This window comes from Ralstonia sp. A12 (genome assembly GCF_000801955.1).
GTDB lineage: Bacteria > Pseudomonadota > Gammaproteobacteria > Burkholderiales > Burkholderiaceae > Ralstonia.
Genome location: NZ_JSZO01000024.1, coordinates 62508 through 74963, shown reverse-complemented (window position 1 = coordinate 74963; position 12456 = coordinate 62508). Strand labels below are relative to the sequence as shown.

Here is a 12456-nt window from a genome sequence, read left to right as displayed (position 1 = left end):
CCCGGCAGGGGACGAAACGGGGGATGCACCGGCAACGTCCAGGCCTTGCCGAGCGCGTATGCCCCGCAATCGTCCAGAGACCTTAATGGCCCGTAGACACCACGCCAGGTGCGGGCCGCTTCAGAAGACACGCCAGCGGAATACACAGCAGCAGTGCGACCGCCAGCAGATAGAACGCTTCGGAGTAGGTCATGACCATCGCCTCGCGCTGGACTTGCGCGGCCAGTTGCCCCAGCGCCTGCACTTGCGCGTAGGCCGCGTCGGTGTGATGCTCCAGCAGACCTTGCAGGGTGGTGGCGAGGTACGCCTGGCCCACCGGTGAATTGCCACTCAACGATTCGCGGATGATGGCGTCGTGAAAGGCGTAGCGCCGGTCGATCAGCACCCCGAGCAATGCCAACCCAACCGAGCCGCCCAGATTGCGCGCCATGTTGTACAGGCCCACGGCATCGCCAGCATCCTCCTTGGCCACCGCACCCAGCGATGCCTGGTTCAACGGCATCATCGCCATCATCTGGCCGACGCCGCGCAGCAGTTGGGAGCTGGTGAAGTCGCTGCCGACCGATTGCGCCGTCAGGGCCACGTCGAGCAGGCAGCTTGCGCCAAAGCAGAGCAGCCCACCAATCACCAGCACGCGCATGTCAACGCGGCCCAGCAGGCGCGGCAGAACCGGTGCCATCAGGAAGGCCGGAATGCCGTAGAGCAGCATCACCGCGCCCGACTGCTGCGCGTTGTACCCCGCAATGTTGCTGAGGAACTGCGGCAGCAGGTACGACATGCAGTACATGCCCGCGCCGATCGTGAAGACGATCACGATCACGCTGGTGTAGCGCGGGTTGCCCAGCAGACTCAGTTTCACGATGGGCTTGCTGGCGCGGAACTGGCCGGCAACGAGCATGCCAATGCCCAAGGCGGCCGCCACGCAGAGCCAGACGATCATGGGCGATTCGAACCACTGTTCCCGCTGGCCTTCCTCCAGCAGGACGGTCAACGAGCTGAGCCCGATCGTGAGCCCGCTGATGCCAAGCCAATCGGCATGGATGAAGCGAGACCAGTCGGTCCGCTCGCCGGGCAGGCCAATGTACAACAGCGCCATTAGCGCGATCGACACCGGCAGGTTCAGGAAGAAGCACCAGCTCCAGTCCAGGTTCTCCGTCAGCCAGCCGCCAACGGTGGGCCCCAGCATGGGCCCGAGCAGGACGGTCAGCCCGAAGATGGTCATGCCGATCGGCATCTGCCGGCGCGGCAGGCGCGTGGCAACGATGGTCTGTGCGGTAGGGATCATTGCACCGCCGGCGAACCCCTGGCCGATGCGGCCGATGATCATCTGCGCAAGGCTGTGCGACACGCCGCAGAGCATCGAGAAGGCGATGAACAGCACGGCATTGCCCAGCAGGAAGCGGCGCAGGCCGAACACCCGCGTGAGCCACGCGGCCAGCGGAATCATGACGATTTCCGACATCAGGTAGCCGGTCGAGATCCAGGTGCCCTCGGTGCCCGTGGCGCCGATCTTGCCCTGGATCTGCGGGAGTGCTGAATTGGTGATCGAGATATCGAGGCTCGCCATCAGCGCGCCGAGTGCGCCGGCTGCCACGGCAATCCAATCGACCGCGCGGGCGCGCGGCTCCTGGCCATGCAGGTCGGTGCTAGCCACGCGAGGCTTCCAACGCAATGCGCTGCTGCGCCGCTTGCCCGTCGCGCGTATCCACATGCACCGTCACCGACAGGCCGGGGACGAGCACGCTGCGCGCCTCCTTGCCAGCATCCACGCGAATGCGCACCGGAACCCGCTGGACGATCTTGGTGAAGTTGCCCGTGGCATTCTGCGGCGGCAGCAGCGCGAACTGCGCGCCGGTGCCGGGCGCCAGGCTTTGCACGGTGCCGTGCAGTTCGGTGCCGCCCAGCGTGTCGACAAGAATGCGCGCCGGTTGGCCGGGACGCATCATGCCGATCTGCGTTTCCTTGAAATTGGCTTCGAGGTACAGGTCCTGCACCGGTACGAGCGTCAGTAAGCGGGAGCCGGGCTGGACGTACTGCCCGACGCGTACGGCGCGGTCGCCCACGCGGCCGGCGGTGGCGCTGCGGACGACGGTGTCCTGGATGTCGTACTGCGCCTGGCGCGCACTGGCTTGCGCTACCGCAAGCTGGGCCTTGGCCTGCTCGATCTGCGCCTGCGTGGCGACTACCTGGCGTTGCATGGACAACAGGGCGGCGCGGTTGGATTCCACATCGGCGGTGGCTTGCTTGCGGCCGGAGCGCAGTTCGGCCATGCGTTCGCTGCTTTCTGCGCCCATGGCCACCAGCGGGGCATGGCGCTGCGTTTGTTCGGCCACAAAGGCTTCGTGCGCACGGGCGCCGTCCAGCGTCGCGCGGGCGCGCTCGACATCCGCCTGACGCTGCAGCAACTCCGCTTCACCACGCGCAATGTCGGCGCGGCGTGCGGCAATGGTGGCGGTGGCTTGCTCAAGCGTGGCGCGGTACTGGCGATCGTCAAGACGCACCAGCGGTTGCCCAGCCGTCACGGTCTGGTTGTCGGCAACCAGCACCTCTGCCACGTAGCCCATCACTTTGGGCGCGACGATCACGTTGTCGGCGCGCAGGTAGGCGTCGTCGGTGGTTTCAATGAACCGCCCGACCATCCACCAGCGCAAGCTCAATATGCAGGCCAGCACCAGAAGCGCACACCCGAGCAGTGCAAACAGGAGAACGCGCAGCCGGGGGAGTTGCCCACCCGCGGCGATGTCGGGTCCGATGGCCTCGCCGGCCGGTGCAGTCATGGTCATGGAGGATTCCCATCGAATGGCGGTGGAGGAGGGCGGGGCGCGCGATCTTCGCGCTGCCCCGCCGACCTCTTCAACACATCAGGCCATCAAGCCACGCTCGCGCGCGAGCGTCATGGCGGTGTCCTCGATCATGTCTTCCTGCCCGCCCACCAGACGCTGGCGGCCCAGTTCGACCAGGATCTCGCGCGCCGGAATCTTGTACTTGGCTTCCGCGCGCTTGGCGAACAGCAGGAACGAGGAGTACACACCCGCGTAGCCCAGCGTCAGCGCATCGCGGTCGATGCGGATGGGGTTGTCCATGATGGGCACCACCAGGTCTTCGGCTACATCCGCAATGCGGAACACGTCAACGCCGGTTTCAATGCCCATGCGTGCGCACACGGCCACGAATACTTCCATGGGCGTGTTGCCGGCACCGGCACCGAGTCCAGCGGCCGCCGCATCAATGCGGTTGGCGCCGCAGGCCACTGCCGCCAGAGAGTTGGCGACGCCCATGGCCATGTTGTGGTGGCCGTGGAAGCCGAGTTCCGTTTCGGGGCGCAGTGCCTGGCGCACGGCGGTCAGCTTCTCTGTTACGTCGTGCGGCAGCATATGGCCGGCCGAATCGGTGATGTAGAGGCAGTTGGCGCCATACGATTCCATCAGCAGCGCCTGCTTGACGAGCTGCTCGGCCGGAGCCATGTGCGCCATCATCAGGAAGCCCACCGTATCCATGCCCAGCTTGCGCGCCATGCCGATGTGCTGTTCGGAAACGTCAGCTTCCGTGCAGTGCGTGGCCACGCGGATGGTGTGCACGCCCAGGTCGTGCGCCATGTGCAGGTGCTCCACGGTGCCAATGCCCGGCAGCAGCAGGGCGGAGACTTTGGCCTGCTTCAGTTCGCCGAGCACGGCGCGCAGATACTCCTCGTCGCTGTGGGCCGGGAAGCCGTAGTTGACGGAAGCGCCGCCCAGGCCGTCGCCGTGCGTGACTTCAATCAGCGGCACGCCCGCGGCGTCGAGCCCGCGTGCAATGCTTTTCATCTGCTCCAGAGAAATCTGGTGGCGCTTCGGGTGCATGCCGTCGCGCAGCGTCATGTCGTGCAGGGTGATGCGTTGTGTCATGTCGATATTCCTCGGGCTCTGGCTCAGGCGAGTGCTGGTTCAGCGGCGGGCAGGGAGCCATCCAGCAGGGCGGTGGCAATGCGCTCTGCGGTGCGTGCGGCAGCGGCGGTCATGATGTCCAGGTTGCCGGCATAGCGCGGCAGGTAGTCGCCCAGGCCTTCGACTTCCATGTAGATGGAGACGCGCTTGCCGTCGAACACCGGGCCGTTCTTCAGGGTGTAGCCCGGCACGTACTGCTGCACGTCGGCAATCATGGCGTGGATCGACTTGGTGATCGCTTCCACATCCGGCTCGCCTTCGGTCAGGCAATGCACGGTGTCACGCATGATCAGCGGCGGCTCGGCGGGGTTGATGATGATGATGGCCTTGCCCTCGCGCGCACCGCCTACCTTCTCGATGGCGCCCGACGTGGTGCGCGTGAACTCGTCGATGTTCTTGCGTGTGCCGGGGCCGACGGAGCGCGACGACACTGTCGCCACGATCTCGCCATAGGCCACGGGTTGCACGCGAGAGACTGCATAGACGAGCGGGATGGTGGCCTGGCCGCCGCACGTGACCATGTTGACGTTCATGGCGTTGGAGCCGAGGTGTGCGTCCAGGTTGACCGGCGGCACGCAGAAGGGGCCGATGGCCGCGGGCGTGAGATCGATCATGCGCACGCCAAGCGCGGTGAGCTTGTCGGAGTGTTCGCGGTGGACGTAGGCCGAGGTGGCGTCGAAGGCGATGCGGATGCCGTCAGCTTCGATGTGCGGCAGCAGGCCGTCAACGCCTTGGTCGGTGGTCTTCAAGCCCAGTTCACGGGCGCGTGCCAGGCCTTCCGAGGTCGGGTCAACACCGACCATCCAGACCGGCTCCAACACCTTGCTGCGGCGTAGCTTGTAAAGCAGATCGGTACCGATGTTGCCGGGGCCGATCAAGGCGCATTTGATTTTTTCCATGGGGCTTCCTTCAGATGATGGGTACGTATCGGTGCGCCCTTGCGCGGGAGCCGCGTCAGACAAAGTCCGCCGTGCAGCTGCCAATGCCGCTGATATGCATGCGTAGCCGGTCGCCGGCCTTCACCGGGATCAACGCGGCGAGCGAGCCGGAGAGGATGGTCTCGCCGGCTTCCAGCGCCACGCCCAGCTCGCCCAGCGTATTGGCGAGCCACGCGACGGCGGCGGCGGGGTGACCCTGCACCGCATCGCCGCGGCCGGTGGCGACGCACTCGCCGTTCTTTTCCAGCGTCATGGTGCAGGCGGCGAGGTCCAGGCCCTCGGGGCTAACCTTCGTCTGGCCGAGCACGTAGACGCCGCACGAGGCGTTGTCTGCCACGGTGTCTTCAATGCGGATGCGCCAATCCTCAATGCGCGAGTCGACGATCTCAAAGCAGGCGCAGACGGATTCCGTGGCGGCGAGCACGTCTTCGGCGGTGATGCCGGGACCGCGCAGGCTGTGCTTGAGCGTGAAGGCAATCTCGCCTTCGGCGCGCGGCGCAATGAGGGCGGCGGCCGGAATGGCTTGGCCTTCTGCGTAATGCATGCTGGCCAGCAGCATGCCGAAATCGGGTTGGTGCACGTCCAGCATCTGCTGAACGGGTTTGCTGGTTACGCCGATCTTCTTGCCGACGATGCGGTCACCCGCTGCCAGTCGATGGGCAAGGAACCGCTGTTGAATGCGGTAGGCATGTTCGATCGTGAGGCCGAGGCCGCGGCTGCTCAACGGCACGACGGGCGTGCGCGCAGCCAGGGCGTGATGGAGTTCTTCGCCGAGGCTGGCGATCAGATCATCTTGCATGGCGAATGTGGGGTGGAGCAGTGCGCAGTGCGTTGCGAGTGCCCGCTGGCGCAGGGCAGGGGCACTCGGTGCATCACAGATCAGGTGCCGGAACTGCGGGCGGCGTCCGGCGAGAAGTAGCCCGGATTGAACTGCGGGCTGTTGTTCAGCACCGGCATCGCGGTCTCGTTGGACAGGCGGTCGGCCAGGTACGCACCCGAGGCCAGGTCGTGATAGAAGACGACCCCCGTATAGAAGGTGTGTGCGTCATAGGCGTAGAGCATGGTTGCCATGTTCGTGCGCCACAGTTGGCCCTGTGCGTCGAAGTTGTCGGCTGCCAGCGCAACCCAGCTGTCCTCATCCAGGTAGAGGCGACGCTTGGCGTACTGATGGCGATAGCCCTGCTTGAGGTTGGCTTCAAGCACCCACACGCGGTGCAGCTCGTAGCGCATGTAGTCGGGGTTGGCGTGGCCCTTGGTGAGCAGGTCCTTGTACTTGACCGACGCGCTCATCACCTTGTAGTTGTTGTACGGCACATAAATTTCTTTCTTGCCGACAATCTTCCAGTCGTAGCGGACGCCCGTGCCGTTGTAGAGACGGTCATCGTCGACCGTGCGGAAGCCGCCTGCGCCGTTGGGCTGGTCAAAACCGTACTCGGGTGCCTGGCGCACACGTCGGGTGCCGGGGTTGTACATCCAGGTGCGGTTGGCGTTGTCACTGTTGTCGTCCCACAGCGAGTAACCGACCAACACCGTGCCACGGTCGCGCAGCGGCAGCATCGTGGTCTGGCGGAAGAACGTCCGGTCATACAGCTCGCTCTTCGGGTCGGTCGACGGCGTGTTGCGCAGCGAGAAGATGTCGTAGCGTACGCGGCCCCATGCGATGTTGCCTTCCGGGTAGACGACGGCCTGGTCATAGGTGGCGGACTCGCTGCCAATGCCGGACGACAGGCGGAGGTTCCACATCAGCTCCACACCGTTCTTGGGGATGGGGAAGGGCACCACCGGCGGCGCATTCTTGATGCCGTTGGCGGCCTGGGCGGTTGTCGTGGACGACGGCGCCATGGTGCGGATGTTCTTGTACACCGCATCGGTGAAGCGGAAGTCGCGGTGCGACGGATAGACCGGAATCTTGAACGTATCGGGGTAGCGCTTGAGCAGCGCCTTCTGCCCGTCGGTCAGGTGGCTTTCGTACTGCGCCATGTTCTGCGCGGTGATGACCGCCACCGGTTTCTCACTCGCGTACGGGTCGGGATAGCGCTCACCGGCCTGCCATGTCACGCCCGGCGGCGTGCCAAGCCACTTGCCGCTCCAGGCGGGGATCTCGCCATCCTTGCTGCCGGCGCGCTCGGCGCCAACCGGGGTCAGCTTGCCGTCCAGCTGTTTGAGTTCGTCCGCGCTGTCGGCCGCAAAGGCGGCAGACGCGAGCGCCAGGCTGCCAGCGAGCAGCATGGCAGGAATGCGCAGTCGGGGTGTGGGTCGCATTGCTGTGTCTCCTTGGGATAAATCCGGCCACCCGGAGGCGGCCGGCCTGCCGGTGCTCCGGCTAGAACGAATACTTTGCGTTGAACGCCACGTAGCTGCGGTCTGCCAGCGGGCGGTCGTTCAGATCGGCGCCGCCCATGAACTTGGCGTACGTCAGGTTCAGTTCCAGGTTGTTGAGGTACTTCATCGTGACGCCGATGCTGGCGCGCCGGTCACCCGCCCCATACAGTGAGCCAAACGCACCCGGCACCGAGGTATGCCCGCTGATCGCCTGGGCATAGGTGAGCGGGATGGTCATGTCCCAACCGTCGAGCACGTTGTTGTAGGTGAGGGACCAGCCGATCTGCGCCGCGAACGCGTCACGCGAGTTCGTCAGTACGGTCTGTCCGTAGACCGGATCGACGCTGAGCACGTGGATGTACCCAACTTCTGCCACCAGGCTTTGCGAGTTGGCCAGCTTGTTCGGGCCGATCGAGTAGATGGCCGACAACTGGCCCTGTACAACCTTGCCGCGCGTTGCGGTCGGCGAGCCTTGTACGTTGACCAGCATCGGCTGGCCGTCCTTGTAGCTCACTTCGCCGGCCACGTTGGCCCCGAACATCTGCGTGGAGAAGCTGGCGCCGGTCAGGTTGATGCCGCCAAAGTACTTCTGCTGGTACTGCATTGTCGGGAACATCGAGATCACAACGCTCGGGTTCTTGTCGCTGTACCGCAGCTGGTACAGGCCGATCTCGGTGTCTTCAGCCACGCGGAAGCGCGTGCCGATACCCCACTGGCCATCGTTGGTCGGTTTGATGTCCGGGCCACGCGGGATGTTGAAGCCGGGGCCGGCAATCAGGTATTGCGAGCCCGGTCCAACGATGTCGCTGGTGCTGAAGAAGCTGCCCGGCGGGAACAGCTGGTTCTCCTTGTAGACGAACTGGTAGTAACCCATCAGGCTGAACGACGGGTTGATCTGCCATTGCAAGGAGGCCTGCGGCACGGGCAGCAGAATGTCCTTCACCTCCGCGCCGGGTACGAACGACTTGGTGGCATCCACCGGGCCTTGCGCGCCCGCGATGTTCGGGAAGAACAGGCTTTCGCCCCAGGCGACCACCTGGTTGCCGATCTTGCCGCTCAGGCGCGTCTCACCGATGCCGACTGCACCGTAGGCGTAAGCGTCGAGCAGTTGCGCGCGCTGGCCCTGGAAGTCGCGTGCATACGAGGTGAACTCGTTGAAGGCTCCGCTATGGTTGACGGTGCCGGGCGCGTTGTTGGCGTTCGTGCCTTGGTATGCCGTGTCGTAGAAGGCGCTGCCGCGCACGAACAGACCAAAATCGCCGTGCTGCAGATTGCCTTCGCCCAGCAGCGAGGCACGGTTCGTGATCAGGCTGCCGCGATGGAAGTTGCGGTCGCCATCGTCACCGTTGATGTTCTGCGGTGACAAGAGCGTTTCGCTTTGCTTGCCCGTGCGCATCGCCACACCATAGTTGGCGGTGAACGTGTAGCTGAACGTTGTGTCGTTGCCCAGATCGACCGAGTTGTCTGCCCAGGCGGTGGGCGCGAACAGCGTTGCCAGTGCTGCTGCGATGACCGATGGGCGTAGCAAGCGCTGCTGCCGGTTCGGTCGGTTGTCGAATGTGTCCTGCATCAGTCTCCTCCTCGGGTGTGGTCAGCGCTGGGCACCGGTGCATGTGCGGGGCCTCTTGTCGTGTGGCAAGCCTAAGGAGCGAGGTATGCGCTGAAATCGTCAGAACGGACTAGTCCAGCAAATTCCGATGAACTGCACCGCGCGGCCCTGGCTGCAGAGGCCCGCGCAGCGCCAAAACACGGCCATGGTCGTGCATCGGCATCAGGGAAATCACCCAGGGATGGACCACCGGAATCAGTGGCCCGCAGGCGTTGATGTCGCGGCTGCAAGAAAGGCAGGGCGTTCGCCGCCGCCGTCGATCACGAGGTTGGCGCCCGACACATAAGCGGCATTCGGCGAGGCCAGGAACAGGCACGCGTTGGCAATGTCAGCCGGGTCTGCCAGACGCTCCAGCGGCACGGTGGCGCACACGCGCTGCAGCGCTTCTGCGTCGCCGTAATGGCCTTGCTGTGCGGTCTCGGTCAGCACCAGGCCGGGGCTGACTGCGGCCACCCGCACACGTGGTGCCCACTCCACCGCGAGCGAGCGGACCGCGTTGAGGATGCCGGCCTTGGCCGCGCCATAAGCGGCTGTACCTGGAGATGGGCGTAGCGCACTGACACTACCGATGAACAACTGCACACCGCCGCTGGCCTGCTTCTGCATCAGGGCGTTGGCACGCTGCGCGAGTTGCAAGGGCGCGACCAGGTTGAGCCGGATGACGGATTCCATCAGCCGGGGCGAGGCATCTGCGGCCAGCGCAAACGGAGCGCCGCCCGCGTTGTGGATCACGATGTCCAACGCGCCGCTCTTGCTCACGATGGTGGCGAGCAACGCATCCATCTGTTCACCGTCGCGGATGTCAGCGGCGATGAATTCGCAGCGGCGCTGTGTGGCGGGCGACAGCGTTTGCGAGTCATCCGGCGGCGTGCGTCCGCACGTATAGACCGTGGCGCCGGCGTCGAGAAAAGCCTGCGTAATGGCAGCGCCAATGCCGCGCGCGCCGCCGGTGACCAGCACGGTCTTGTCCTTGAAATCGAATCCCATCATGGCGTGAAGCCTGCGTTCTGTTGTGAGGTGGTGAGCGAAGAAGGTGATGAACGAAGAATTTGTGCCGATGGTAGGGAAAACCGCGCCCGCGCTCTTAGTCCGAAGAGACGATGCTGGTGGCCTGGGGCGGGAAGATGATCCTCGCCAGACAACCAGACAGGGAGCTACCAATGTCCGCTTCACAATCGATCTCGTCATCGATCACGCTGCCGGTTGGCCGCTACGTGACCACGGCCACGGGCCTGCAGCTTCACAGCACTGAGGCAGGCAGTGGCGAGCCGGTGGTGTTTATCCACGGCAGCGGGCCGGGGGCAAGCGGGCACAGCAACTTCAAATACAACGCGCCAGCGTTTGCGGCGGCGGGGTATCGCACCGTGGTGGTGGATCTGCCGGGCTACGGGCGGTCGTCCAAGCCCGACGATGTGGAGTACACGCTGGACTTCTTCGTTGAAGCATTGCGCGCCCAGTTGCAGGCACTGGAAGTGGGGCGCTGCGTGCTGGTGGGCAATTCATTGGGCGGCGCAATCGCCTTGAAATACGCCCTCGACTATCCCGACGACGTGAGCCGCCTCGTCATGATGGCGCCCGGCGGCGTGGAAGAGCGCGAGACCTACTTCCAGATGGAAGGCATCCAGAAGATGGTGTCGCTCTTCACTGGTGGCCACATGAACCCGGACACCATGCGCCAGCTGCTGCAACTGCTGGTGTACGACACCAGCGTGGTGACCGATGCACTGGTGGAGGAGCGCATGAACGTGTGCCGCGAGCAGCCGCGCGAGGTGCTCTCGACCATGCGGGTGCCAAACCTGTCTGCACGCCTGGGCGAGGTTGCCTGCCCGGTGCTCGGCTTCTGGGGAACGGAGGACCGCTTCAACCCCGTGGGCGGCGCCATGAAATTCCTGGAAAGCTGCCGCAATGCCCGCTGCGTGCTGATCAACCGCTGCGGCCATTGGGTGATGGTCGAACACCGTGACTACTTCAACCGCGAGTGCCTGGGCTTCCTGGCCGATACGGTGGAGGCGCCGCAGCGCTGATCATCGGGCGTCGACATCAGACTGAGATGTGACTTTTGCGTGGCTGGGTATCGACAGTCGTAACACCGCGTGCAAGTCCCAACCGTTTGCGTCTGAAAAGGAATCGCAAACCTAGTCTGGTCAGACGATGCCGACGGGCGCAACAGTCTCTAACGTGAACCCATCAGACCGGCAAAAGCCGGCGATCGCCAAACGAACCAACGGATTGGCGTTTTGTGGAAGGAGACAAACATGAAAGCCGGACTTGCAAGCTTTCTCGTAGGATTGGGTGCCACGTCGGCGCTTGGGCTGGGCGCGCTTGTCGAGCCAGCATCAACGCCGCCATCCATCAGCCAGCTTGGCGGCGCGCTGCAGCGCCTCTTGAGCATCGACGATGCTTCTGCAGCCCCGGTGGCGGCGGCCTGGCAGCAATGCGATGACAACTGCCGCCAGAGCTACGGCGTGGCCGTGGTCGATGTTCTGAACCGACTGCCCCGGCAATAAGGGCAACGGTCTTCAGTGAAGCAGCAACGCTTGCACGCGTTGCTGCTCAGAGACCCGACAGGCAGCCCTGTTGTCCGGACGCGTTCGGATATCCGGTGCCCGCGCTGTACGCGGCGTTCGACCACTCGCCCTGGGCTTTCCACTTCACGCCGTTGCTGAACGTCACCAGCGGGGCGCCGAAGGTCCAGGCGCATTTGTCGCCGTTTTCCTGGCCACCGCGGTCATACCAGGCGCCGGGCGAGGCTGGATCGGTGCGCGCCTCGGACAGTTCGTGGCCAGACACATTCGCCAGCGCCGCGAGCCCTTGAGAATGCAGGCCCGAGGTGTCCTGCGGGTCGCAGCCGGGGTCACCGTCGAGGTGCCAGAAGAAGGCGAACTGCACCGGCGTGCCGCCGCACTGGCCATAGCTGTGATACGCGCAATAGCCGGCGTTGCCGCGTGGCTGGTCGGTGTAGACCGCGTAGTAGCCGTTGCCCGATGGGTCGGGGTTCTTGATCACCTTGCAGACCTCGGCCAGGATGGCTGAGGTGGAGCCGCCCCCGGAGGCCGTGCTCGTATCGATGATGTGGCCCAGGTATGACGTGGCTGGCGCAACGCGCCCGTTCGTCCCGGTGTACTCGTCGCTGGTCTTCGCGTAGTTTGCGTTGCTGAAGCCGGTGTACCAGTCGTCCAGGCCGGTGATCTTGTCGCCGACGAAACTGCTGTTGGCCCATTGCGAACCCCAGAAGATCGTTTGTGTGACCGCCGTCGTCATGATCTTTCCGCCGTGATAGGTCATGAGCGGGCTGGAGCTGGTGCGCGCCTGGTGGGCGGCAGCCTGGCCGCGCTCCCAATGCGGGCCAAGCATGGGCGGTTCACCGTGAAGGTTCAGGTCTTCGACAGTGCTCTGGTCGTGAGCGATCGCCAATCCAGAGAACGCTTGGGCCACAACGGCGGCCATCATCAGCTTCTTGAGCATGGGTCTGACTCCTGTAGCGCTTCTGGACGCGGCGCCATCCCAAGCAATGCAAGGCGGCGATGGCCCGAGGCCGTGCGCCTGACTGGATGACAACCCAGACGGGACTGCGTCGCGCGTGCTCGGCAATCAACCGTTAGCGCATGCTTGCATCAAGTCCAACCCCGGGCCATCCGTCATTTGCTCTATGGAAACTCCCTGA

The 12456-nt window shown here is 64.6% G+C and carries 11 protein-coding genes; 2 read left to right on the top strand and 9 right to left on the bottom strand.

Annotated elements, in window-relative coordinates; all coding sequences use genetic code 11:
• Positions 1–82: 82 nt before the first annotated feature.
• From PI87_RS21815 to PI87_RS21780, 8 genes are all read right to left on the bottom strand, one after another.
• Positions 83–1654, bottom strand: coding sequence for an MDR family MFS transporter (locus PI87_RS21815; protein WP_052321679.1), 1572 nt, complete (start codon positions 1652–1654; stop codon positions 83–85).
• Positions 1647–2783, bottom strand: coding sequence for an HlyD family secretion protein (locus PI87_RS21810; RefSeq protein WP_039599810.1), 1137 nt, complete (start codon positions 2781–2783; stop codon positions 1647–1649). The genes PI87_RS21815 and PI87_RS21810 overlap by 8 nt, the downstream gene beginning before the upstream one ends.
• 78 nt (positions 2784–2861) lie before the next feature.
• Positions 2862–3884, bottom strand: coding sequence for a 4-hydroxy-2-oxovalerate aldolase (gene dmpG, locus PI87_RS21805; RefSeq protein ID WP_039599809.1), 1023 nt, complete (start codon positions 3882–3884; stop codon positions 2862–2864).
• Between the two features lie 23 nt (positions 3885–3907).
• Complete coding sequence (locus PI87_RS21800; protein WP_039599808.1) at positions 3908–4822, bottom strand: acetaldehyde dehydrogenase (acetylating); 915 nt, start codon at positions 4820–4822, stop codon at positions 3908–3910.
• Between the two features lie 55 nt (positions 4823–4877).
• Positions 4878–5660, bottom strand: coding sequence for a 2-oxopent-4-enoate hydratase (gene dmpE, locus PI87_RS21795; RefSeq protein WP_039599807.1), 783 nt, complete (start codon positions 5658–5660; stop codon positions 4878–4880).
• Positions 5661–5740: 80 nt separating this feature from the next.
• A complete protein-coding gene (locus tag PI87_RS21790; RefSeq protein ID WP_039599806.1) occupies positions 5741–7090 on the bottom strand; it encodes a DUF1329 domain-containing protein in 1350 nt (449 codons plus the stop codon).
• Positions 7091–7184: 94 nt separating this feature from the next.
• Positions 7185–8753, bottom strand: a complete 1569-nt coding sequence (locus tag PI87_RS21785) for a DUF1302 domain-containing protein (protein ID WP_039599805.1) — start codon at positions 8751–8753, stop codon at positions 7185–7187.
• A gap of 234 nt (positions 8754–8987) precedes the next feature.
• Positions 8988–9782, bottom strand: a complete 795-nt coding sequence (locus tag PI87_RS21780) for an SDR family oxidoreductase (RefSeq protein ID WP_039599804.1) — start codon at positions 9780–9782, stop codon at positions 8988–8990.
• 170 nt (positions 9783–9952) lie between these two features.
• Between PI87_RS21780 and PI87_RS21775 the strand changes: the two genes are divergently transcribed.
• Both PI87_RS21775 and PI87_RS21770 read left to right on the top strand, forming a co-directional pair.
• Positions 9953–10816 carry an alpha/beta fold hydrolase gene (locus PI87_RS21775; protein WP_039599803.1) on the top strand — a complete coding sequence of 288 codons (864 nt, stop codon included), beginning with the start codon at positions 9953–9955 and terminating at the stop codon, positions 10814–10816.
• A 231-nt stretch (positions 10817–11047) separates the two neighbouring features.
• Entirely contained in the window at positions 11048–11299 is a 252-nt protein-coding gene (locus tag PI87_RS21770) for a hypothetical protein (RefSeq protein WP_039599802.1), read from the top strand.
• Positions 11300–11345: 46 nt separating this feature from the next.
• Here PI87_RS21770 and PI87_RS21765 read toward each other — a convergent pair whose 3' ends face one another.
• Positions 11346–12257: a hypothetical protein gene (locus PI87_RS21765; RefSeq protein WP_198139602.1), complete on the bottom strand. Its 912-nt coding sequence runs from the start codon at positions 12255–12257 to the stop codon at positions 11346–11348.
• Between the last annotated feature and the right edge of the window lie 199 nt (positions 12258–12456).

Coding starts and splice junctions, on each gene's coding strand:
- PI87_RS21810 (WP_039599810.1), bottom strand. CDS start 2,783: ATGACCATGACTGCACCGGCCGGCGAGGCCATCGGACCCGACATCGCC.
- dmpG (WP_039599809.1), bottom strand. CDS start 3,884: ATGACACAACGCATCACCCTGCACGACATGACGCTGCGCGACGGCATG.
- PI87_RS21800 (WP_039599808.1), bottom strand. CDS start 4,822: ATGGAAAAAATCAAATGCGCCTTGATCGGCCCCGGCAACATCGGTACC.
- dmpE (WP_039599807.1), bottom strand. CDS start 5,660: ATGCAAGATGATCTGATCGCCAGCCTCGGCGAAGAACTCCATCACGCC.
- PI87_RS21790 (WP_039599806.1), bottom strand. CDS start 7,090: ATGCTGCTCGCTGGCAGCCTGGCGCTCGCGTCTGCCGCCTTTGCGGCC.
- PI87_RS21785 (WP_039599805.1), bottom strand. CDS start 8,753: ATGCAGGACACATTCGACAACCGACCGAACCGGCAGCAGCGCTTGCTA.
- PI87_RS21780 (WP_039599804.1), bottom strand. CDS start 9,782: ATGATGGGATTCGATTTCAAGGACAAGACCGTGCTGGTCACCGGCGGC.
- PI87_RS21775 (WP_039599803.1), top strand. CDS start 9,953: ATGTCCGCTTCACAATCGATCTCGTCATCGATCACGCTGCCGGTTGGC.
- PI87_RS21770 (WP_039599802.1), top strand. CDS start 11,048: ATGAAAGCCGGACTTGCAAGCTTTCTCGTAGGATTGGGTGCCACGTCG.
- PI87_RS21765 (WP_198139602.1), bottom strand. CDS start 12,257: ATGCTCAAGAAGCTGATGATGGCCGCCGTTGTGGCCCAAGCGTTCTCT.